The 22036-nt window shown below is 73.4% G+C and carries 20 protein-coding genes; 9 read left to right on the top strand and 11 right to left on the bottom strand.

Going from position 1 to position 22036, the window contains the following annotated elements; all coding sequences use genetic code 11:
* Window positions 1-5: 5 nt before the first annotated feature.
* The 7 genes from AB0I91_RS01565 to AB0I91_RS01535 all read right to left on the bottom strand — a co-directional run bounded on the left by AB0I91_RS01565 (window position 6) and on the right by AB0I91_RS01535 (window position 6975).
* Window positions 6-800 carry a class I SAM-dependent methyltransferase gene (locus AB0I91_RS01565; protein WP_499634650.1) on the bottom strand — a complete coding sequence of 265 codons (795 nt, stop codon included), beginning with the start codon at window positions 798-800 and terminating at the stop codon, window positions 6-8.
* The gene (locus AB0I91_RS01560; protein WP_499634647.1) at window positions 797-1978 is read right to left on the bottom strand and encodes an MFS transporter; all 1182 of its coding nucleotides are present in this window, start codon (window positions 1976-1978) and stop codon (window positions 797-799) included. Before AB0I91_RS01560 ends, AB0I91_RS01565 begins: the two co-directional genes overlap by 4 nt.
* Window positions 1975-3006, bottom strand: a complete 1032-nt coding sequence (locus AB0I91_RS01555; protein ID WP_499634645.1) for a dipeptide epimerase — start codon at window positions 3004-3006, stop codon at window positions 1975-1977. The genes AB0I91_RS01560 and AB0I91_RS01555 overlap by 4 nt, the downstream gene beginning before the upstream one ends.
* On the bottom strand, window positions 3003-4061 hold the full coding sequence (locus AB0I91_RS01550; RefSeq protein ID WP_499634642.1) for a PLP-dependent cysteine synthase family protein: 1059 nt from the start codon (window positions 4059-4061) through the stop codon (window positions 3003-3005). Before AB0I91_RS01550 ends, AB0I91_RS01555 begins: the two co-directional genes overlap by 4 nt.
* A complete protein-coding gene (locus AB0I91_RS01545) occupies window positions 4058-4894 on the bottom strand; it encodes a Rossmann-like domain-containing protein (RefSeq protein WP_498772124.1) in 837 nt (278 codons plus the stop codon). Before AB0I91_RS01545 ends, AB0I91_RS01550 begins: the two co-directional genes overlap by 4 nt.
* A 151-nt stretch (window positions 4895-5045) precedes the next feature.
* Window positions 5046-6302, bottom strand: coding sequence for an ATP-grasp domain-containing protein (locus tag AB0I91_RS01540; RefSeq protein ID WP_498772126.1), 1257 nt, complete (start codon window positions 6300-6302; stop codon window positions 5046-5048).
* 142 nt (window positions 6303-6444) lie between these two features.
* Window positions 6445-6975: a CGNR zinc finger domain-containing protein gene (locus tag AB0I91_RS01535; protein WP_499634639.1), complete on the bottom strand. Its 531-nt coding sequence runs from the start codon at window positions 6973-6975 to the stop codon at window positions 6445-6447.
* Between the two features lie 39 nt (window positions 6976-7014).
* Between AB0I91_RS01535 and AB0I91_RS01530 the strand changes: the two genes are divergently transcribed.
* Window positions 7015-7944 carry an EamA family transporter gene (locus AB0I91_RS01530; protein WP_499634636.1) on the top strand — a complete coding sequence of 310 codons (930 nt, stop codon included), beginning with the start codon at window positions 7015-7017 and terminating at the stop codon, window positions 7942-7944.
* 64 nt (window positions 7945-8008) lie between these two features.
* Here AB0I91_RS01530 and AB0I91_RS01525 read toward each other — a convergent pair whose 3' ends face one another.
* Entirely contained in the window at window positions 8009-9298 is a 1290-nt protein-coding gene (locus AB0I91_RS01525; RefSeq protein WP_499634634.1) for an acyl-CoA dehydrogenase family protein, read from the bottom strand.
* Window positions 9299-9874: 576 nt separating this feature from the next.
* On the opposite strand from AB0I91_RS01525, the gene AB0I91_RS01520 reads away from it, so the two are divergent.
* The 6 genes from AB0I91_RS01520 to AB0I91_RS01495 all read left to right on the top strand — a co-directional run bounded on the left by AB0I91_RS01520 (window position 9875) and on the right by AB0I91_RS01495 (window position 17297).
* The gene (locus AB0I91_RS01520; RefSeq protein ID WP_499634631.1) at window positions 9875-11101 is read left to right on the top strand and encodes an amino acid ABC transporter substrate-binding protein; all 1227 of its coding nucleotides are present in this window, start codon (window positions 9875-9877) and stop codon (window positions 11099-11101) included.
* Window positions 11102-11107: 6 nt separating this feature from the next.
* Window positions 11108-11986 (top strand): branched-chain amino acid ABC transporter permease, encoded by an 879-nt coding sequence (locus AB0I91_RS01515; protein WP_498772136.1) that lies wholly within the window; start codon window positions 11108-11110, stop codon window positions 11984-11986.
* The gene (locus tag AB0I91_RS01510; protein ID WP_498772137.1) at window positions 11970-12992 is read left to right on the top strand and encodes a branched-chain amino acid ABC transporter permease; all 1023 of its coding nucleotides are present in this window, start codon (window positions 11970-11972) and stop codon (window positions 12990-12992) included. The genes AB0I91_RS01515 and AB0I91_RS01510 overlap by 17 nt, the downstream gene beginning before the upstream one ends.
* Complete coding sequence (locus AB0I91_RS01505) at window positions 12989-13720, top strand: ABC transporter ATP-binding protein (RefSeq protein ID WP_499611813.1); 732 nt, start codon at window positions 12989-12991, stop codon at window positions 13718-13720. The genes AB0I91_RS01510 and AB0I91_RS01505 overlap by 4 nt, the downstream gene beginning before the upstream one ends.
* Window positions 13710-14444, top strand: coding sequence for an ABC transporter ATP-binding protein (locus tag AB0I91_RS01500; protein WP_498772141.1), 735 nt, complete (start codon window positions 13710-13712; stop codon window positions 14442-14444). The genes AB0I91_RS01505 and AB0I91_RS01500 overlap by 11 nt, the downstream gene beginning before the upstream one ends.
* Window positions 14445-15038: 594 nt before the next feature.
* Window positions 15039-17297: a PQQ-dependent sugar dehydrogenase gene (locus AB0I91_RS01495; RefSeq protein WP_499634628.1), complete on the top strand. Its 2259-nt coding sequence runs from the start codon at window positions 15039-15041 to the stop codon at window positions 17295-17297.
* Here AB0I91_RS01495 and AB0I91_RS01490 read toward each other — a convergent pair.
* The 3 genes from AB0I91_RS01490 to AB0I91_RS01480 all read right to left on the bottom strand — a co-directional run bounded on the left by AB0I91_RS01490 (window position 17294) and on the right by AB0I91_RS01480 (window position 20249).
* The gene (locus tag AB0I91_RS01490) at window positions 17294-18298 is read right to left on the bottom strand and encodes a hypothetical protein (protein ID WP_499611820.1); all 1005 of its coding nucleotides are present in this window, start codon (window positions 18296-18298) and stop codon (window positions 17294-17296) included. The two genes, AB0I91_RS01495 and AB0I91_RS01490, sit on opposite strands and share 4 nt — an antisense overlap.
* 180 nt (window positions 18299-18478) lie before the next feature.
* Window positions 18479-18847 (bottom strand): RNA-binding S4 domain-containing protein, encoded by a 369-nt coding sequence (locus tag AB0I91_RS01485; protein ID WP_499611823.1) that lies wholly within the window; start codon window positions 18845-18847, stop codon window positions 18479-18481.
* Between the two features lie 43 nt (window positions 18848-18890).
* Window positions 18891-20249, bottom strand: coding sequence for an alpha/beta fold hydrolase (locus tag AB0I91_RS01480; protein WP_499634625.1), 1359 nt, complete (start codon window positions 20247-20249; stop codon window positions 18891-18893).
* A gap of 104 nt (window positions 20250-20353) precedes the next feature.
* Between AB0I91_RS01480 and AB0I91_RS01475 the strand changes: the two genes are divergently transcribed.
* Window positions 20354-21394, top strand: a complete 1041-nt coding sequence (locus AB0I91_RS01475; RefSeq protein WP_498772150.1) for a sensor histidine kinase — start codon at window positions 20354-20356, stop codon at window positions 21392-21394.
* Complete coding sequence (locus tag AB0I91_RS01470) at window positions 21391-22020, top strand: response regulator (RefSeq protein WP_498772152.1); 630 nt, start codon at window positions 21391-21393, stop codon at window positions 22018-22020. The genes AB0I91_RS01475 and AB0I91_RS01470 overlap by 4 nt, the downstream gene beginning before the upstream one ends.
* Window positions 22021-22036: the final 16 nt, after the last annotated feature.

The raw sequence follows: 22036 nt of genomic DNA, 5'->3' as shown, positions 1-22036 counted from the left end.
TCCTTTCAGTGGCGCAGGCGCGCGACGAGGTGCAGGCGGTCTCCGGACAGGGCTTCGCTCAACTCGACGTCGGCCGTCCCCGGTTCGTCGGGCGCCCACGGTGGCTCGGTGCGCGGCCCCGGCGCGTCGAACAGGGCGAGCACGTCGAAACCGGCGTGGTCGAGGAAGTGCCGCAGCTCCTGCGGGAACAGCAGCCGCCACGCCGAGCGCTGCACGAGCGGCTGCGCGCCGGGCCACCACCACTCGCGGCGGCGGCGCAGCAGCTGGGCGGCGTGGTCGATCCAGAGCCTCGTGTGGGAGGTGTAGGAGACGCCTTCCCAGACGACCGTGCGGGTGCGGACGCCGTCGAGCAGTTCGGTGTTGCCCAGGAAGAACGCGCCGTTGCGCATCTCCGCCACCAGCAGGCCGCCCGGTTCGAGGTGGTCGCGGCAGCGGCGCAGGAACTCGTCCAGGTCGGCGTTCGTGTGGCAGTACAGCAGCGCGCTGTCCAGGCACGTGATCACGTCGAAGCGCCGGCCGAGCGCGAACGACCGCATGTCGCCGAGCACGAACCCGACCGCCGGGTGGTGCGCGCGGGCGTGCTGGACCATGCGCTCGGAGCTGTCCAGCCCGACCACCTCGTAGCCGAGCCCGGCCAGGTAGCCCGCGTCGCGGCCGGTGCCGCAGCCGACGTCCAGCAGGGTGCGCCCCCCGCCGAACCTGGTCACCACGTCGTGCGCGAAGCGGGCGGCGACGTGGTCCGGATCGGGGAACTGCCGTTCGTAGAGGCCGGGGTTGTCGGTCAGCAGGTTCTCGCTCATCGGGCCACCTCTCGTTTCACGGTGAGCGCGCCACGGCGGTGCAGCCAGGCCACGGCCGCCGCGCACCCGAGCCCGACGCCGACGCAGAGCAGCGACGCCACCGGGGCCGACCGGCCGAACACCCAGCCGATCGCCGCGTTGCCCAGGGCCGCGGCCAGGCCGGAGACCAGGTAGAACACGCCGAAGTACGTGCCGGCCAGACCGGTGCGGCCGAACGCGGGGATCAGCTCGTAGACGAACGGGTGCGCGATCATCACGCCCACCGACAGCAGCAGCGCGGCGACCAGCACGGGCGTGATGCCGCCGAGCGGGCCGACGTGGCTCACCGCCGTGGCGACGAAACCCAGCCCCATCACGGCGAGCCCGAGCGCGATGGCCCGACCGCGCGCGAGCCGGTCCAGCGCACGCGTGATGCGCACCTGGAACAGCAGCGTGGCCAGGGTGGACACCAGGAACAGCGCCGCGACGGCGAACGACGAGCCGGACAGCCGCCGCGCCTCCAGCGGCAGCACCAGGTACAGCTGGTTCTGCAGCACGAACATGCCGGTGAGCGCGCCGGTGAACGCCAGGAACCGCCGGTCCGACAGGCACTCGCGCCAGTCGTCGAGCACCGTGCCCCGGTGCGGTGCCGCCGGCCGGTCGGGCAGCACGACGGCCTGCGCGACCGTCAGCGCGGCGAAGATCCCGGCCGCCACCAGTGCCGCGACGCGGAAGTCCCACAGCATCAGCAGGCCGCCCAGCAGCGGCCCGGTCAGCGCGCCCGCCTGCCCGTAGACGTTGAACAGGGCGAACGCGCCCGCCCGGTCGGACGACTCGTCGGCGATGTACGCGCGCACGGCCGGGTTGAACAACGCGCCGGCCAGTCCGCTGAGGACGGAGGCGGCCAGCAGCACCGCCACCGACTCGCCCGCCGCGAACAGCCCGAACCCGACGGCCCGGACCGCGCAGCCCGCGATGATGACCCGGCGGGGCCCGAGCCGGTCGGCCGCCGAGCCGCCGAACAGGAACAGCCCCTGCTGGCTCAACGTCCGCACGCCGAGCACGGCGCCGATGGCCGCGACCGACAGGCCGAGGTCGCCGAGGTGCGTGGCGAGGTAGGGGATCAGCAGGTAGAAGCCGGTGTTCACGCCGAACTGGTTGACCAGCAGCAGGCGCACGGACAGCGGGAACCGCCTCATCGGCGCACGACCCCGCCCGATGCGGTGGTGGCGGGCGCCACGCCGAGACCGGGCACGCCCGCCAGGCGCAGGGTGCCGTCCTCGCCGCCGATGCCGGTCCACGGGTCGTCGGCCAGCAGCAGGTGGCCGTCCAGGTCGACCCACCGCGCGTAGCCGGTCAGGTGCACGGCGGGCGCGATGCCCAGCGAGCTGGCGACCAGGCAGCCGAGCATCACGTCCAGGCCGCACCCGCGCGCGACGTCGACGACCTCCCGGGCCGCGGTGATCCCGCCGCACTTGGCCAGCTTGACGTTCACCCCGTCGACCAGACCCGTCAGCGCCCGCACGTCGGCGACGGTGGCGGCGTCCTCGTCCGCGATCAACGGCACCGCGCACCGCTCGCGCAGCCACGCCAGCTCGTCCCACCGGCCGGGCGCGAGCGGCTGCTCCACCGCGTCGACACCGGTGAGCTGGTCGACCACCCGCACGGTCTCCTCGGCCGTCCAGCCGCCGTTCGGGTCGAGGATGAGGCGGACCTCGGGCGCGGCGGACCGGACGGCCGAGACCCTGGCGACGTCGTCCGCCGAGCCGACCTTGACCTTCAGCACGGTGAACCCCCGCGCGGCCAGCGCGGCGGCTTCGGCGGCGGCGTCGTCCGGCGCGACGATGCCGATCGTGCGGGCCGTCGGCACGTCCGTCCACTGTGGAACGCCGACCGAGGCGTGCACCGGCACCCCGGCGCGCAACGCCGTCAGGTCCCACAGCGCGGCGTCCACGGCGGCGAGCACGCCCGGCGGCAGCTCGGGCAAGCGCCCACGCAGCTCGTCGGGGTCGGCGCACGAGTCGACCACCGGCGCCAAGGCGCGCAGCAGACCGGTGATCCGCTCCACGTCCAGCCCGTAGTACTGGCTGGTGACGACCTCTCCGTGGCCGCGGACCCCGTCCCACTCGACGACCACGCGCACGGCGTCACGACGCGCCATCACCGACCGCGAGATGCGCAACGGCGACCGCAGCTCCAGCCCGTAGACCGTCCAGTCGAGCTTCACGCCGGCACCCCGACGGCCTTGGGCGCGTAGACCGACCGGCACCGGGCCCAGCTCGTGACCTCGACCTCGGCGGTGTCCGCGATCTCGACCGGCCGGTCCTCCGGCGTGCCCAGCAGGCCCCGCGACCGGCAGAAGTCGTCGTCGAAGATGGTGCCGAGGTAGCGGTGCGGGCCGTCCGGGAAGATCGTCGCCACGGTCGCGCCCGGCTCGACGCGCGCCACCCACGCCGACACCAGGGCGACCGCGCCCGTGCTCCAGCCGCCGGTGACGAAGCAGTCCCGCGCCAGTCGGCGGCACGCGTCGACCACCTCGACCGGACCGAGCCAGTGCACCTCGTCGAACTCCTCGTAGGCGACGTTGCGGGGGTGGATGCTGCTGCCGAGCCCGCGCATGACCCGTTGCCGGGCGGGTTGGCCGAAGATGGTCGAGCCGACCGTGTCCACGCCGATCAGCCGCACGTCCGGCCAGTGCCGGCGCAGGGCCGTGACGACGCCGGCGCTGTGCCCGCCCGTGCCGACGCTGCACACCAGCACGTCCGCGTGGTCGAGCTGGGCCGCGAGCTCCCGCGCCAGGCCCGCGTACCCGGCGGGGTTGTCGGGGTTGTTGTACTGGTCGGGCCAGTACGCGCCGGGCAGCCCGCGCAGCACGGCGTGCAGCCGGTCCAGCCTGGCCTGCTGCCAGCCGCCGGTGGGGTGCGGCCGGTCCACGACCTCCAGCCGCGCGCCGTGCGCGCGCAGCAGGGCGCGCATCGACGGCTCCAGCTCGTGGTCGACCACCAGCACGACCGGGTGGCCCAGCGCCTGGCCGGCGAACACCAACCCGAGGCCGAGCGTGCCGCTGGTCGACTCCACGACCACCGCGCCGGGGCGCAGCTCGCCGCGCTCCCGTGCGGCTAACAGCATCGCGACCGCCGACCGGGCCTTCATCCCGCCCGCGCTCAGGCACTCCAGCTTCGCCCAGAACCCGCCGTGCCGGTGGGGCAGCGGCGTGTCGATGCGGGCGACCGGGGTGTTGCCGAGCAGGTCGAACAGGTGGGGGTTGCGTCGCACGGTCACCGGGCCCGTCCCGGGGCGGTGTAGTGGTGCACCGTGGTCGGGCCGCCGTGCAGCCAGAAGAACGGGAACGGCTCCGCCGACACCGCCGTGACGCCCGAGCCGAGGAACCACGGCACGATCGCGCTCGCCGTCTGGGCGAACACCACCAGCGGCCGGTCGGTGGCGGCGGTCGCGCGCAGCAGCGGTTCGAAGCTGCCGTTGCCGACCGTCATGCCGGAGGCCAGCACCAGGTCGCAGTCGGCGACGGCGGCGAGCGCGTCGGTCACGATCGGCTCGTCCCACTCGGTGCGACCGCCTTTGAGGTCGCACGGCACGTACTCGACGCCGCGGGCGCGCAGGTGGTGCAGCAGCGAGTTCACCACGCCGACGACCAGCACGCGTTGTCCCGGCGCGGCGTCCAGCAGGTCGACCACCGCCGAGGCGCGGGCCATGGACTTGGTGAGCGAGTCGCCGGCGCCGATCACGACGTGCCGCGCGGCGGAGAGGTGGTGCGGGTGCGCGTGCATGAGGTACGCGTCCAGCACCGCCGTGCGGATCGCGGTGTCGGGGTGGGCGAGCAGGTCGGCGACGGTCTCGCCGACGCAGTCCGTCACCGCGGCGTCGTCCGCGCCCTCGGGCTCGACCGCGCACGAGCCGACCGCGTCACCGACCCGGACGCTGACCACGGTGTTGCGGTACACCTGGCCACGCGACACGTGCCGCGCGCCCTGCCTCGTGGTGAACGCGACGCTGACCCGGCAGTCGGCCGGGTCGGGCCCCACCGCGCCCGCTCGCGCCAGCGCGACCAGTTCGGTGACGCCTGACAGGGGACGCCGGTCTGCCTGCGCCGTCACGCCACTCCTCCCGGCGTCCGGTCGGGTCGGGCGGTTGCGCGGTGTCCGGCGGGGTGTCGGAGGTCGGGACTGCTGGTGACCCGGCCTGCTCGCGCGGCTGCCCGGTGTCCGGTCGTGTGGCGGCGGCCGGGGACTCGGTCTGCCTGCCCGGTCACGCGATGTCCTCCGCGTAGCGGACGTCCAGCGTGCCGACGACGCGTTCGGCGCGAGCCCGGGCGTCGGTGTCGGGGGAGGTGACCATGACGTGCCCCAGGTAGCTGTTGTTGCTGGTCGGCTCGCCGGCGCGGTGGCCGGCGGGCTTCGCGGCCCAGTCGACCACCTCCGGGTTCGCGGCCAGGGCCTCCGCACCGTCGATCCCCGCCACCACGCCCGCCCGCGGCGGCAGCAGGAACGAGACGGCCGCGCTGCGCACGCCGGTCTCCCGGGCCCGCAGGTCGGGCTGGCGGCCGACGGCGAGTTCGGCGAACACCGACGGCAGGTCGACCCCGGTCACGCGGCGCACCAGCTCCGTGATCCGGTTGCCGGCCGGGCGCGGGTTGACCTCGATCAGCCGGGGGCCGTCGGCGGTCAGCTTGACCTCGGTGTGCGCGACCGCGTGGTCCAGGCCCAGCGCGTCGATCGCGCTCACGGCGGTGTCCACGGCGGCGTCCCGGTCGACCTCGCTCAGCGCGGCCGGGAACATGTGGCCGCTCTCCACGAACCACGGCCGCCCGGCTAGGCTCTTGTCGGTCACCCCGATCACGTAGGTCGTGCCGGCCGCGGTCACCGTCTCCACGCTCACCTCGGGGCCGACCAGCAACTCCTCCAGCAGCACGGTCGGCACCCGCTCCTGACCCCGCGCGTTGACCGGGAACGCTTCCAGCGCCAGGTACGCCTCGCGGAGCGCGGTCTCGTCGCCCACCTCGCGCACGTGCATCCCCGCGCACAGGTCGACCGGCTTGACCACCAGCGGGTAGCCCAGCTCGGCGGCGGCCTTCGCGGTCGCGGGCCAGTCCCGCGTCAGCGCGAACCGGGGACCGGGCACGCCCGCCGCGGAGGTGGTCGCCCGGGTGAGGTCCTTGCGGTAGGCGCGTTCCACGGCCTTCGGGTCCGCGCCGGGCAGGCCGAGGTGCGCGGCCACGGTGGCGACGGTGGAGAGGTAGTAGTCGCAGGAGGAGATCACGCCGTCGAACGCCAGCACCCCGTGCAGTCGCTCCACATAGGACAGCAGCGACGGCACGTCGTTGGTCTCGGCGGTGAGCACGTTGTCCGCCGCCAGCAACGGGTGCGGGTGCGCGGGCGCGGCGCGCAGGTAGTGCTGGAGGTCGCGGGTGAGGAAGGTGAACCGGTGGCCGGACTCGTGGATCGCCCGTGGCAGCAACGAACTCATCGCGCCGACCCAGCTCTCGATCATCAACAAGTGCGCCACGCGTGCTCCTCCGAAGGGGGCGTCGGACCGGGACTGAGGGAATGGTAATCATTATCAGTCCGGTGGTGAGGCCGCCAATCGAGTGATGTGGCTCACTGGATTCGCCTAGTGCTCTCCTTCGAGGTCGAAGTGCGAAAAGGTCTCAGTTCCGGCGGGCGCGATAAGCCGCGACGGCGATCCGGTTCCCGCACGTCGTGCTGCAATAGCGGCGCGAGCGGTTGCGCGACAGGTCGAGCACGAGCCCGCCGCACGTCTCGTCCGCGCAGACGGAGAGGCGGCTCAGCTCGTCGGCGCGGATCACGTCGACCATCGCCATGGCCGTCTCGACGGCGATCCGGTCGGCCAGCGGCGTCGCGGGGTCGGTGGCGTGCAGGTGGTAGTCGAAACCGTCGTGCCGCACGAGCCGCGGCACGGCCCGGTGCGTGGCCAGGATGTCGTTCACGATCCCGGCGGCGGTGTCGCGGTCGCTGGTCAGGAGTCGCTGCAACGAGCCGCGCAGCGCTCTCACCGCCTCCAGTTCCGCCGCGTCGTGCGCGCGCGAGCCGGTGTAGCCGTGCTCGGCGAAGAACGCGTCCAGCTGCGCCTGGTCGGTCATCGTGTCCGGCTCCTCGGCCGAGTTCACCAAGGCGACCGCGGCGACGAGCGACGCGGTCGTGTCATGGGTGAAAAGCATGTTGACAGATTACTCCCGAGGTCCATAGCGTCATGGGTCATGGCGACGATGACACATGACGTGCAGGTGGGCGGCCTGCGGGCCGGGTTGGGGTTCGCGCTGCTGTCCGCGTCGTCCTTCGGGTTGTCCGGGCCGCTGGCGCGCGGGTTGATGGACGCGGGCTGGTCCTCCGCCGCCGCGGTCGCGGTGCGCGTCCTGCTGGCCGCGGCGGTGCTCGCGCCGATCGCGGTCGTGCAGCTGCGCGGCCGGTGGCGCCTGCTGCGGCGCATCGCCCCGTTGATCACGGCGTACGGGTTGGTCGCGGTGGCGGGCTGCCAACTGGCGTTCTTCAACGCCGTCGCGCACATGGAGGTCGGTGTCGCGCTGCTGGTCGAGTACACCGCGCCGGTGGCCGTGGTCGGCTGGTTGTGGCTGCGGCACGGTCAGCGGCCGACCCGGCTGACGGTGCTCGGCGGCGTGCTTGGCCTGCTCGGGCTGTTGCTGGTGCTCGACGTCGTGTCCGGCGCGCACGTCAGCGTCGTCGGCGTGCTGTGGGCGTTGGCCGCGATGGTGGGCGCGGCGGTGTACTTCGTGCTCAACGCGCGTGACGCGGAAGGGCTGCCCGGGACCGTGCTGGCCGCGGGCGGGTTGCTGCTGGGCGGTGTGGTGCTGCTGCTGGCGGGCGCGGTCGGGGTCGTGCCGTTCGCGGTGTCGGTCGCGCCGGTCGCGTTCGACGGGTTCACCGTGGCGTGGTGGCTGCCGGTGCTCGCGCTCGGCGTGATGACGGCGGCCCTCGCGTACGTCGCCGGCATCGCCGCGACCAGGCGGCTCGGCTCCCGGCTGGCGTCGTTCGTGGCGTTGACCGAGGTCGTGATGGCGTTGCTCTTCGCGTGGCTGCTGCTCGGCGAGGCGCCGGGCCCGGTCCAGCTGGCCGGCGGCGCGCTGATCCTCGGCGGCGTGGTGGCCGTGAAGCTGGGCGAGCCGCGCTAGTGCCGGACTCCTCCGGGACGGGCGGAACGTCCCGGAGGAGCCCGGCGCCAGTGCGACCCCGGCACTAGTGCGACGTCGCGACCGCGGGTTGCCCGATCGGGAGGAACGCCTGCTCGCCCGCCACGAGGGTCATCCGCTCCAGCCCCGCGCTGCTCGCGCGCAGCTTGTCGGACAGCCGGGCGGACCACTGGTCCCGGTAGGTGCCCAGGGCCACCTCGGCCAGCCGCAGTCGCTGGATGTCCGACGTGCCGGCGGGGGAGTAGATGTGGTTGGCGTCGCGCAGCAGGCGTTCGACGGTGCGGCCGGGGTCGAGCCCGTACGCCGCGTGCACCTCCATCGCCGTGCGCGCGGAGTCCAAAGAGGACTCGACGTTGAGCAGCTTGGCGCTGATCAGGTCCGCGTCGCACGGGACGCCCTGGTCGAGCAGGTGCGCGGCGTAGTACGCGGCCAGCCGCGCGGTCATCAGCTGGGACTGCATCTGGCCCAGCTTCTGCTTCACGGTGGGCAGCTCGGACAGCGGCTCGCCGTAGCGCCGGTGGCTGCTCGCGAACTCGACCGTCTGCTCCACGATCGCGCGGTGGATGCCGAGCGACACGGCGGTCAGGTTGGGCCGCCCGTACAGGACGCTGGAGGAGTAGGCCACGGCGAGGCCGTCACCCTCGGCGCCCAGCAGGTTCCCCGCCGGCACGCGGCAGTCGTCGAAGACCAGCTCGCCGAAGCTGAAGCCGTGCAGGCCGAGGGCGGGCTGGTGCGGCGCCAGCGAGAAGCCCGGCGCGGTCGCCTCCACCAGGAACGCGGACAGGCCGCGCGAGCCGGGCCCGGTGCGGACCACCACGCCGTGCAGGTCGCCGACGTGGCTGTTGCCGACGAACACCTTGCGCCCGTTGAGGACGTACTCGTCGCCCACGCGCTCGGCGGTGGCGGCCATGCCGAGCACGTGCCCGCCCGCCTCCGGCTCGGTCACCGCGATGGTCGGCAGGCACCGGCCGTCGCTCACCCGCGGCAGCCAGTGCCGCTTCTGCTCCTCGTCGCCGAAGTGCACGATCTTCGCGACGCCCAGCTGCGACGCCTGCACCATGGCGCCCATCGCGCCGCTGACGCGGGAGAGCTCCTCGATGATGATGGTCTTGGCCAGGTGGCCCAGACCCATGCCGCCGTACCTCGGTTCGACGGTGACGCCGAGCCAGCCCTGCCGCGCGATCAGCCGGGACAACTCGACGTGGACGGCTCTGGACTCCTCCATGCCGGCCACCGCCGGCGCGACCTCCGCCTCGGCGAACGCGCGCACCTCGGCGCGCAGCCGCTCGTGCTGCGGGGTGGTGAAGTAGCTGGTCGTCCGGGCGGCGAAGCTCACTGGTGTTCCCCCATGTTTGTATTTCGCCGGTTTTTCCGGCAGCACGGATTCCCGGTGCGTTGTGCGGCCTGCCACGATTTCGCGCCCATCACACACTCGGTGGAGTGGGTCGGCAATACCGTTGTACCAGGTCGCTTCGGGCTTCCGCCGCTGCGTGTCGGCGGTCGTGTGAAATGCGCGTGTGAGGCATGGGTCCCGATCGCCACGGCCGGTGATCGAGACAGTGTTACCGTTGCATCACTCCTGGTCACAACCTTGACCATGAACGGCCCCGAGGCTGCGGAAATCGCGGATCCGGGCCAGGCGCGGATCGCGGTGCGCGATGGGCAAAAGCGGTGACAGTGGGTAACGGCGTATGTCCCCGCTGCCTTTGTGGGCACGTTTCGATTGGTGGTCCGGAAGTATTACGACATTCGGACACATCATGAGGGTCACTCACGTGGAACTGGGGGAAGTGCGGTTCGACAATGCGGAACGATTATGGGTCGCGTGGAATTATTTCGGGTCCTTGTCACATCACTGCGGCCTTCCTATGCTCGGAAAGCGCTTACCTCATCCCTCGACGACGGGTGGACGATGGACATCGCTCACGGGCTCCGGATCGCCGCCCTCGGCGCGGCCGTGGCGCTGCTGGTCTCCGGGTGCTTCGGCGGCCGACCGGCCGAGGGCGGAGCGGGCGCCCAGGGTCCGATCCGCGTCGGCGTCTCCTTGCCGCTCACCGGCGACTTCTCCGAGCCGGGCAAGGGCGTGCAGCGCGGCTACGAGGCGTGGGCCGAGCACGTCAACGCCAACGGCGGGCTCCTCGGCCGCCAGGTCGAGCTGATCGTCCTGGACGACCAGTCCAACGCCGACCGCGTGGCCGCCGACTACGAGAAGCTGATCAACTCCGACGGCGTCGACCTCGTCTTCGGCCCGTTCTCCACCCGCCTGGTCATCCCGGCCGCGCAGGTGGCCCGCGACTACGGCTTCCTGTTCGTCGAACCGGCCGGCGCCGCGCGCGAGGTCTTCGAGCAGGGCTTCGACAACCTGTTCTACGCCGCGCCCGCCGTCGCGCAGGACCACTACGACCACCTGGCCGAGGCGATCATCGCGATGCCCGAGGCCACCCGGCCGAGGACGGCGGCGTACGCGGCGATGGACGACCCGTTCGCCCAGGGCACGGCCAACGGGCTGAAGGAGAAGCTCGCCGCGGCGGGCATCCGGACCGTGGTGGACGAGGTGTACCCGCCCAACACCACCGACTTCGGCTCGATCGCGGCCAAGATCGCCGACTCGCGCGCGGACGTCGTGGTCGGCGGCACGCAGTACCAGGACGCGGTGAACCTGATCGTCGCCCTGCGGCAGCTGGACTACCAGCCGAAGCTGGCCGCGTTCTCCACCGCGCCCACCAACCCCGAGTTCCCGAGAGCGATCGGCGCGCAGACCGAGGGCATCCTCTCGCCGACCGGCTACACGCCCGAGGCGGACTACCCGTCCAACAAGGAGTTCGTGGACTTCTACACCCGCGAGCACGGCGCCGCGCCCACCGAGGACGAGGCCAACGCCTGGACCACCGGCCAGGTCGTCGCCGCCGCCGTCACGGCCGCCGGCTGCGCCGACCCGTCCGAGTCGTGCCAGCGCAAGATGATCGACTGGCTGCACGGCAACGAGGTGCGCACCGTCGTCGGTCCGCTGCGGTGGGACTCGGCCGGTCGGCCCCAGGGCGCGCACCTGATCCAGCAGTACGTGGACGGCGAGATCCGCATCGTGCTGCCCGCCGAGGCCCGGGAAGCCGAGCTGGTCTACCCGAAGCCCGCGTGGTGAGGCCGGGTGTCCCTCGTCTTCCAGAGCCTCGTGCTCGGCGTGCTGATGGGCGGGCTCTACGCCCTGCTGGCCGCCGGCCTGACGCTCTACTTCGGCGTGATGCGCGTGGTGATGATCGCGCACTCCGCGTTCCTGGTGCTGGCGGCGTACCTGGCGTGGGCGTTCACCGTGGGCACGGGGCTCGACCCGATGCTGTCGCTGGTGGCCACGGTGCCGTTGTTCTTCGTGGTCGGCGTGGCGGTGCAGCGGCTGCTGGTGGCCCGGCTGCGGCCGGCCACGCTGACGATGATGTCGGTGCTGCTCACGTTCGCGGTGGCGTTGGTGGTGGAGGGCGCGCTGGGGCTGGTGTTCAGCGGCACGCACCGGCGGGTGCCGCTGTCCTACTCGGGCGCCCGGCTGGAGCTGTTCGGCGCGAGCGTGGCGGTGGTGAAGCTGATCGCGTTCGGGCTGGCGGTGGTGACGTTGGCCGGCCTGCACGTGCTGCTCAAGGTCACCCGGTTCGGCCAGGCGTTGCGGGCCACGATGCAGCACCGCGAGGCGGCGCGCCTGCTCGGCGTGGACACCGACCGGGTGGCCGGGTACGGCTTCGGGCTGGGCCTGGCCACGGCCGCCGTCGGCGGGACCGCGCTGGCGCTGGACGCCACGATCTACCCGTCGCTGCACTGGCACTGGATCGGGCCGCTGATGGCGATCATCGTGGTCGGCGGGCTCGGCAGCGTCGGCGGGGCGGCCGTCGCGGCGCTGCTGCTGGGCGTCGGGCAGAACCTGCTGCAACTGCCGCTGGGCACGACGTGGGCGCAGACGTTCTTCTACGCCGCCCTGTTCGTGACGCTGATCCTGCGCCCTCAGGGGTTCTTTGGAGGCCGCCTTGCGCAGCGGTTCTGAGGTGGTGCTGAAGGCCGTCGGGCTGGTGGTGCTCGCGGCGTTCCTGGTGGCGTTCCCGAGCCTGGCGTCGGACCCGTTCGTGCTCTCGGTCGGCGTGGTGATCATCAGCTACGCGGTGCTCGCCACGGCGTGGAACTTCGTCGGCGGGTTCACCGGCTACATCTCGCTGGGCCACGCCGCGTACTCCGGCCTCGGCGGTTACGCCACCGGTCTGCTGGTCCTGCGCGCGGACGTGGACCCGTGGCTCGCCTTCCTGCTCGGCGGGGTGGTCGTGGCGGCGCTCGCGGTGCCGATCGGCATCGCCGCGCTGAGGGTGCGCGGCGCGTCGTTCGTCATCGTGTCGATCGCGGTGGTGCTGGTCCTGCTGCTGGTGTTCCAGAGCTGGGAGTCGGTGACGGGCGGCTCGGACGGGCTGCGCGTGCCGCGGCCGTTCGGCGCGGAGGTGCTCCGGCCCGAGCAGCACCAGCGGTTCTTCCACCTGCACGCCGTGCTGCTCGCGGTGATGCTGCTGTGCTGGTGGCTGGTCGACCGGTCGCGCTTCGGCATGGGGCTCAAGGCGATCCGCGAGGACGAGGACAAGGCGCGGTCGCTCGGCGTGCCGACGGTCCGGTACAAGCTGGCGGCGTTCGTGGTGTCGGCGTTCTTCACCGCGCTGGGCGGCGGCCTGTACGCGCTGTGGTTCGGCTTCCTCGACCCGATCTTCCAGTTCTCCATCCTGGTCGGCTCGAACATGGTGCTGATGAGCCTGCTCGGCGGCGTGCGGAGCCTGTTCGGGCCGTTGGTCGGCGCGGTCGTCGTCGGCTATGCGACGGAGTTCTTCAAGGCGCAGTACGGCGACACGCAGCTGCACCTGGTCGCGATGGGCGTGCTGCTGGCGGTGGTGGTGCTGTTCCTGCCGGACGGGATCATCCCGGCGTTGCGCGGGCTGGTGGCGCGGCTGCGGCCGGGGCAGGCGTCGATCCGCGAGGTCACGCAGGAGGAGCTGGCCGAGGAGGTGCGCCGGTGAAGGGGCTGCGCGTCGAGGGGCTGACCAAGTCCTACGGCGGGGTGCGGGCGGTGGACGGTGCTTCGGTGCGGTTCCGGCACGGCCGGGTCAACGCGTTGATCGGGCCGAACGGCTCGGGCAAGACGACGTTCTTCAACTGCGTCACCGGGATGGTCAGGCCGGACGCGGGCACGGTGACCTACCACGGCCGCGACCTCACCGGACGGCCCGCGCACAAGATCGCGCACGCGGGCATCGGCCGCAGCTTCCAGCTGTGCCGGGTCTTCCCGCGCCTGACCGCCGTGGAGAACCTGCTGGCGGCGGTGCGGCCCGGCTCCGTGCTGCGCGCGCTGGCGCCGGCCCGCCGCAAGTCCGATGTGGACCGCGCGATGGGGTGGTTGACCCGGGTCGGCATCGAGCACCTGGCCGACGTCGAGGCGCGTGACCTGTCCTACGGGCAGCAGAAGCTGCTGGAGCTGGCGGGGGTGCTGATGGCGGAGCCGGAGACGATCCTGCTGGACGAGCCCGCCGGCGGCGTGAACCCGGCGTTGATCGAGCGGATCGGCGAGCTGGTGCGCTCGCTCAACGGCGAAGGCCGGACGTTCCTGATCGTGGAGCACAACATGGACGTGGTGATGAGCTTGTCCGATCACGTGGTCGTGTTCGACCGGGGCAGGCCGATCGCCTCGGGGCCGCCGGACGTGGTGCGTGCCGACCCTCTCGTGCTGGCGGCCTACCTTGGCGGCTGACCTGCTCGAGCTCGTGGACGTCGAGGCCGGTTACGGCCGGGCGGCGCTGGTGCTGCGCGGGCTGACGGTGCGCGTGCCGCCGGCGTCCGTGGTGTGCCTGGTCGGTCCGAACGGCGCCGGCAAGTCCACCGTGCTGAAGGTGGCCAGCGGGCTGCTCGCGCCGCGTGCCGGCCGGGTCGTGCTGGACGGTCGCGACGTCACCGGGCGCGGGCCGCGGTCGTTGCTGGCGGACGGCCTGTCGCACGTCGTGCAGGGGCACAGCGTGTTCCGCGAGATGACCGTGGGGGAGAACGTCGTGCTCGGCGCGTACACCGTGCGGGACAAGGCGGTGGTGGCCGAGCGGGTCGACTTCGTGCGGTCGCTGTTCCCGGTGGTCGGCGAGCGGTGGGACGCGTTGGCGGGCGCGTTGTCGGGTGGTCAGCAGAAGCAGGTGGAATTCGCCCGCTCGCTCATGGTCCGGCCGCGGGTCGTGCTGCTGGACGAGCCGTCGATGGGCCTGGACCCGAAGTCCACCGCGACCGTGTTCGAGCAGATCGTGCGGATGCGTGACGCGGGCACGGCCGTGCTGCTGGTCGAGCAGAACGCCAGGCGTGCGCTGGAGATCGCCGACCTGGGCTGCGTCCTGGACCTGGGCCGCGTCCACCTCGCGGGCCCCGCCCCCACCCTGCTGGCCGACCACCGCCTGGGCGACCTCTACCTCGGCCGCGCGAGGACCGAGCCGTGAACGCCCCCTCCCGCTCCGCCCCGACCACCCCACGAGCACCCGCCGCACTCCCGCCGACCGCGAGCCGACCCGGTCCGCTTCCGACCCGGACCGGAGCAAGTCGCTCGTCAGCTTGGACGAGGCCGCCGCTTCCACCCTCGGCGGGCAGGCGGACGTGGCGCGAGCGGCGGAAGTGGGCGCGCCGGCGACCTCCGCTGCCAACCCGATCGCGTCGGTTCAGCCGCCGTGCGCGCGAACCGGAGGCGAAGCTCCGCCTCGGCGGTCCGGGCGAGGAGTTCGGCGCCGCGCCGCACGAGTGGCGCGAGGAGGCCAAGGAATGCCGACGTGACAGCCTTTCCTCCGCAGCCGCCGGCCGAGCTCGATGACTGCTGTCAGGACCGGCTCGCGTCCTCCGCCTTCGACCCTCGTGCCGCTCGACGCGTCGCACGTCACCGTCGGCGGGATCGGCTCCGCCGGGCGACCGCGGCGCTTCGCCACGGTCGCGCCCTTGACCCGGCAACCGCAGTGCTTCGCAGGGGTCGCCGCCCAGGGGAACCCTGGATTCGATTCTATCCAAGGGATCCGACAGTTCCGGGCCCTGTCGGGAGGTCAGCGATGGGCAAGAGCAGGTGGTGGGCTGTGGTGCTCGCGGTGGCCGTGGTGGTCTCCGTGGCGGTCCCGGCGGGAGGCTCGCCGGACGACCCGATAGCCGACCCGATCCCGCAGGACCCCATCCGGTCGCGGCTCGGGCTCGTGCTCGACGAGGTGGCGCGGCTGCCCGCCTCGACACCGACCCCGCCCACCACCGACACCCGCCTCAACCGGCACAACCGGATCAACTTCGTCGGTGAGGTGCCGGACGGGTCGGGGCGGCGGTACGTGCCCGACCTCAACGGGCCGCTGCACCTGCTCGACGGCGACACCCGGCACGTCTACCTCGACTTCGCCGCGCGCTTCCCGAACTTCTTCTCCGGCCGCGGCATGGGCAGCGGGTTCGGGTTCGTCGCCTTCCACCCCGACTTCGCCCGCAACGGCAAGCTCTACACCGTCCACACCGAGGGCGAGGGCGCGATCGACACCGAGACGCCGACCTATCCCAACCAGCCCAACGCGGTCGTCCAGAGCGTGGTGTCGGAGTGGACGGCCACCGACCCCTCCGCCGACGTCTTCACCGGCACGCGCCGCGAGCTCTTCCGCTACGGCTTCGCCACCTACGTCCACGCCGTGCAGCAGATCGACTTCAACCCCACCGCCCGCCCCGGCGACCCCGACCACGGCCTGCTGTACCTGGCCGTCGGCGACGGCGGCATCGGCGTGACCTCCGACGTGCCCCAGGACCTCGGCAACCCGGCGGGCAAGATCCTGCGCATCGACCCGGCCGGCACGAACGGCCCCGGCGGGCGGTACGGCATCCCGGCCGCCAACCCGTTCGTCGGCCGCCCCGGCGCGCTCGGCGAGATCTTCGCCTACGGCATGCGCGATCCGCACCGGTTCACGTGGGACCGCGGCGGCGACCACGCGCTGTACGTCGGGCACATCGGCCAGCACTCGATCGAGGCCGTGTACGAGGTCCGCGCGGGCGACAACCTGGGCTGGAGCAGGCGGGAGGGCGCGTTCGCCTACCGCCACGAGGACCAGTGCCACGTCTACCCGCTCCCGGCCGACGACCCCGGCCACGGCTACGCCTACCCGGTGGCCGCCTACGACCACGACCGGCCCGCCGGCTGGCCGTGCACCACCGACAGCGGCCACGCCATCTCCGGCGGCCAGGTCTACCGGGGCAGCGCCGTGCCGGGCCTGCGGGGCAAGTACGTCTTCGGCGACCTGGTCGACGGCCGCGTCTTCGCCACCGACGTGGCGCGGATGAGGCGCGGCGAGCCACCGGCGCCGCTGCACGAGCTCAAGGTGTTCGACACCGACGGCACCGAGCGGCGGATGGCCGACCTCGTCGGCGACGGACGCGTCGACCTGCGCTTCGGCACGGACGCCGCCGGCGAGCTGTACCTGCTGGCCAAGGCGGACGGCCGGATCTGGCGGGTCGTCGGCACGCGCGAGGGCCCGAGGTCCGAGGTCACGCCCGACGTGGCGCGCAACCTGGTGGCGCACTACGACTTCGAGCACCCGTTCCCCGTCGACGACGGCCGCGAGATCGACCTCGGCCGGTCGCGGACCCTGTTCCGGCTCGTCAACGGCGGCGATCGGATGCGCACCCGCGACGCCGCGTTCCCCGGCGGTGGCCACGCCCTGGAGCTGCGACCGCAACCCGGCGCGAACGACGACTGGAAAGCGGGCGTGTGGGACGAGGACGGCGCCGAGTCGTTGCGGGCGTTCAACGGTGTCGAGGGGATCACCATCATGGGCTGGTTCAAGCAGACGGGCGCCAACCCCAGCCCGGGTCACGGCGCGGTCGGGCTCGCGGGCCTGCTCAGCGGTGACTCCGAAGGGCACGCCGTCCGCGCGCTGATCGAGGCGTTCGAGGTCGACGGCAGGCTCCGGCTGGTCGCCCTCGGCCGCCGGACCGACGGCGGCGCGTCCCAGACCTACGCCGCCGACGCGGACTGGCAGCAGGTGCTGCCGCCGAACCGCTGGGTGCACCTGGCGGCCACGTTCGACTTCACCACGGGCCGGATGGCGCTCTACCGCGACGGACACCCGTTGCCCGGCTCCTACACCGTGCCCGGCGACCCCTGGCAGGTCGACGGCACCGGCACGTCGGCCACCGACCCGAGGGGCATCAAGGTGGGCGGCAGCTTCCCGCAGGACACCGCCGAGCGGAACCCGTGCACCTGCCGGGTGGACTCGCTGATGTTCCTGGACGTCGCCGCGTCGGCGGAGGTGGTGGCCGCGCAGCACCGCCGGTTCACGCGGCGCTAGAACGTCGGGCGTTCGACGGACTCCGGGCGCTGGTGCCACGACAGCAGGGCCGTCCGCTTGGCCTCGGCGCGGGCGGCCCGCTCGGCCTGGTCCGGCCGGCCGGACAGGACGCGCTCGGCGGTCTCGAACTCGCGCAGCGCCTCGGTGTCGGCCTCGTCGGAACCGAGCGAGGCCAGGCCGATGCCGCGCCACAGCCGCAGCACGCCGACCACGGGCGCGCCGGTCGCCCGCGGCTCGATCACGGCGAGGTGCCGGTCGATGCCGGGCAGCGCGTCGTGCGGGCCCTCCCGCGCCAGCACGACCTCGCACCACCGGTCGACGGCGTCGGCGGTCACGGACGCGTCGGGCGCGTGCCGCAGCAGGAGGTCGATGCTGCGGGTGAGGTGCGCCTCGGCCTCGTCCACCCGCCCGAGGTCGTCCAACGCCTGCCGCAGGGTGTGGTGGGCGACCGCCGCCGCGAGGCCGCCGGGCTCGATCCGCTCGGCCAGCGCGACGGCTTCCCGGGCGGCCTGCTCGGCGGCACGCCCCTCGCCCTGGAGCCGGAACGCGTGGGACAGCTCGGCGAGCGTGCACACCACCGTCTCGCCGGTCCGGTCCACGTTCCGCTGGATCGCCAACGCCCCGGCGAACGCCGTGACCGCCTCGTCCAGCGCTCCCGTGTCACGCAGGGCGCACCCGCGGCAGGCGAGCACCTTCGCGTGCAGCACGCCGTTCGGCTCGGCCTGCTCGACCAGGTCGAGGGCGTTGGCCAACGTCTCCAGCGCGCGCCGCGGGTTGCCGAGCTCCACGTCCATCCGCCCGTGCCCGGCCAGCGCCTGGGCCAGCAGCACGGCGACCTCGCGGTCGCGGCGGTCGAGGCCGGCCAGCTCGTAGCCCGCGACGGCGTACAGGTCGGCGGCCTCCGGGAACCGGCCCGCGATCACCGCCGAGTCGCCCTCCCGCAGCCGCCACCGCGCCAGCCCCACCCGTGCGTTCCGCTCGTCCCGCCGCTTCCGGTCCACCGCACCTCCCACCGCGGCGGTGCGGGCCGCCCCACGCGAGCACGCCGTCCTTTCCTTGATCGCTTCGACTGGGTAGCCCGTTAGACGGATGTCGTCTGATTCACCCGAACAGTCCAGGCCCGCTGAACGCCATCCGGCCGACGCACGGGTCCGCCACCCGGTGGCGGACCCGTGGCCTCATCACTGGCCGGTGCGGAACTTGTCCAGGACCCGGCGTTCGCGCTTGGTCGGCCGGCCCGCGCCGCGGTCACGACGGGCGACCTGCGCGGGCGCTTCCGTCGGCGGCGGTGGCGGCGGGGTCCGGTCGATGAAGCAGCCGACCGCGTCGGCCGCGCCGACGCGTTTCTGGATCACCCGGACGACCTCCACGATCCGGGTCGTGTCACCCACTCGTGCACGCACCTCGTCACCGGGTGACACCGCCGTGGCGGGCTTGGCCGGCCGGTCGTTCACGCGCACGTGCCCGCCCTTGCACGCCGCCGCGGCGTCGGATCGGGTCTTGGTCAGCCGGACCGCCCACAGCCAGCGGTCCACACGGGTGGACTCCACGCCGTACATCATGGCCTGTCCGCGGCCCGGTCGGTGGGCGCGGTCAGGGACAGGTCGCGTTCGCGGGCGGCAGGCGGCGGTCGGTGACGTAGGCGCTCACGTGCTCGACGACGCACGGGTTCATCATCGCCGCGAACAAGTTGTGACCCGGCCCGTCGTGGAAGATCGTGCGGCTGCCCGCGACCTGGTCCGTGACCCGCTTCGTCGGCGCGTGGTCCATCCAGGTGCCCGCGCCGAGGAACGGCGGCAGCCCCGCCGGCAGCGGCGCGGGCGGGTTGGCCGTCGGCGTCGGCCAGCCCGTGCACGTCAGCGGCAGGTGCCAGGCCAGGGGGAACGACGCGCCGGTGTTCGGCGCGATCCGCCGCAGCCGCTCGACGGTCCGCGTGACCTGCCGGAAGTCGGAGTGCGGGAAGTCCAGGCACTCCTTCACCCCGCCGCCGGGCAGCCCGGGGTACGGGTCACGGCCCGGCGGCGGGGCGAAACCGGACGCGTCACCGGCCTCGGCCGCCGCGATGGCCCGGGACACCTCGGCCCACCGGTCGGGACCGCCCCGCAGCTTGCCGAACGCGAGCGCCTGCAACTGCGTGCCGTCGTAGGCGACGCCGACCGTGAGGGCGGGGACCGGCTCGGCGTCGGCCTTGGCGACCAGCGCCTGCCACCGCTGCTCGACCCCCGGCCCGGCCCAGTCCAGGAACCGCCTCGCGAACGCCTCGTTGTCCCGGGCGATGGCGTCGAGCTCGCGGTCCCAGTCACGCGCGCTGTGGTTGCCGGTGCCGTCGACGTACACGGTGCGCACGCGGTGCGGGTACCGCCGGGCGTAGGCCTGCGCGATCACGCCGCCGTACGAGGTGCCGATGAAGTTCACCCGCCGCTCGCCGAGCGCGACCCGGATGGCCTCCACGTCACGGGCGTCGCTGCCCGAGTCCATGTGGTCGAACAGGTCGGGGTCGGTGTCGCGGCACCGGTCGCCCCGCGCGCGGTTGTCGGCGACGAGCCGGTCGAACGCGGCCGGGTCGGTGGGGAAGCGCGGCGTGCGCAGCAGTCGCCAGTCGCAGTTCAGGACCGGACCGCTCAGGCCGGGGTAGCCGCGCGGGTCCCAGGTCACCACGTCCATCGACTCGCGGATCCGGTCGAAGATCCCCGGCCTGGACCGCATGATGGCGATCTGGTCGCCCTGCGGTCCGCCGAAGTTGACCATGACCGTGCCCTTGCGGACCCCGGTGGCGGTCAGGCGGGCGAGCTTCAACGTGACGGTCCGGGTCGAGGTCACGGGCACGGGCAGGTCGGCGCACTCGGCGGCGACCGCGCTGTCGCCGGGACAGGGTTGCCAGTCGAGGTTCTCCGGCGGCCGGTCGGCGTGCGGCGGCACGAGGAGCAGCAGCGGTAGCAGGAGTTTGATCACGCCGCCGACGCTAGGGAGACCGGGCCGCCGGCCGCTGTTCGCGATCGTCGTCGGCGGTGTCCACGAAAGTGGACGGCGGGTCGCGGCCGGCTAGGGTGGCGGCCATGGCGAGGACTGCGCTGCTGCTCGCAGTGGTGGTGGCCGACACCGCGTTGGGGTGGCTGGAGGGGATGTCGGCCGGTGGCCTGGCCGCCCACGCCGCGCTGACCGCGCTGGTGATGCTCCTCGCCGCCCGGCGACCGCTGGTGGCGTTCCCGATCGCGGTGACGTCGGCGCTGGTCACGGGCGGTGGGTTGGCCCTGCTGGCGTGCACGAGCCACGAGGCCGGGCGGCACGTCGCCTCGCGCCGGGACCTGACCCTGACCGTCGTCGCCGCGTTCGCCTACCCCGCCGTGCTGCTGGTGCCGACGCAGCGGCTGGAGCCCGAGCCGTGGCCCGCGCTGGCCCGCGTCGTGCTGCTGGTGGCGTTGCCGCTGGTCGCCGGCGTGCACCTGACCAGGCAGGCCGAGCGGCTGCGCCGGGAACGGCGGCTGCACGCCGAGCGGGAGCGGTTGCGGGAACGGCTGCGCATCGCGGTGGACATGCACGACTCGCTCGGCCGGTGGCTCAGCCTGGTCTCGGTGCAGGCGGCGGCGCTGGAGGTGGCCCCGCTCCCGGCCGAGCAGCGCCCGGTGGCGCGCAACCTCGCGCACGCCGCCCGCACCGCCGTGGACGAGCTGCACGCCGTCGTGGCCACCCTGCGCGACTCGCCGGGGCTGGCGGGCGTCGACGAGGTGGTGGCGGAGTTCCGCCGTGCGGGCGTCGCGGTGACCGTCGAGCGCTCGGGCGCCGCCCGACCGCTCGCGACCGGCGACGCGGGCCACGCCGCCTACCGGGTCGTGCAGGAAGGGCTGACCAACGCCGCCCGGCACGCGCCCGGCGAGCCGGTGGTGGTGTCGCTGGACTGGCAGCCCGACGCGTTGCTGCTCGCCGTGGCCAACCCGACGCGCGGCCACGTCCGGGACGCGCGGGGCACGGGGTTGGCGACCCTGGCCGACCGCGTCCGGGCCGCCGGCGGCCTGCTGCGCGTGCACGAGGAGCCGGGCGGGTTCCGGGTGACCGCGATGCTGCCCGTCGTGCCGGACCGCGTGGAGGCGGTGTCGTGATCAAGGTGCTGATCGCCGACGACGAACCGCTGATCACCGCGGGCATCCGGGCGGTGCTGGAGTCGGCGGGAGATCTCGACGTGGTCGCGGTGGCGGCCGACGGCCGCGAAGCCGTGGACGCCGCCCGCCGGCACCGCGTGGACGTGGCGCTCCTCGACCTCGCCATGCCGGTGATGGGCGGCCTGGCCGCGGCCGCCGCGTTGCGCGGACCGCGGGTGGTGGTGCTGACCGCGTTCGGCGACGAGGCCAACGTCCGGCTGGCGCTGCGGCAGGGGGTCGACGGGTTCGTGCTGAAGAACTGCGCGCCGGACGAGCTGATCCGCGCCGTGCGGGCCGTGCACGCCGGTGAGGCGTACCTGTCGCCCGCCGTGACGCGGCACGTGCTCGGGATGGTCGCGGTGGACGGGCGCGACGAGGACGCGGCACGCCGGCTCGCCGCGCTCACGCCGCGCGAGTCGGACGTCGTCGCGCTGGTGGCGGAGGGCCTGTCGAACGCCGAGGTGGGCCGCCGCGTGCACATGAGCGAGGCCACGATCAAGACGTACGTGAGCCGCATCCTGGCCAAGCTGGGCTGTCAGAACCGGGTGCAGGCGGCCCTGCTGGTCCGGGACGCCTCGCGGACGTGAGGCGGCGGCGGGGCAA

The sequence above is a fragment of the Actinosynnema sp. NPDC049800 genome (assembly GCF_040656635.1).
Taxonomy (GTDB): Bacteria; Actinomycetota; Actinomycetes; order Mycobacteriales; family Pseudonocardiaceae; genus Actinosynnema.
This window is presented reverse-complemented; position numbering and strand designations above follow the sequence as displayed.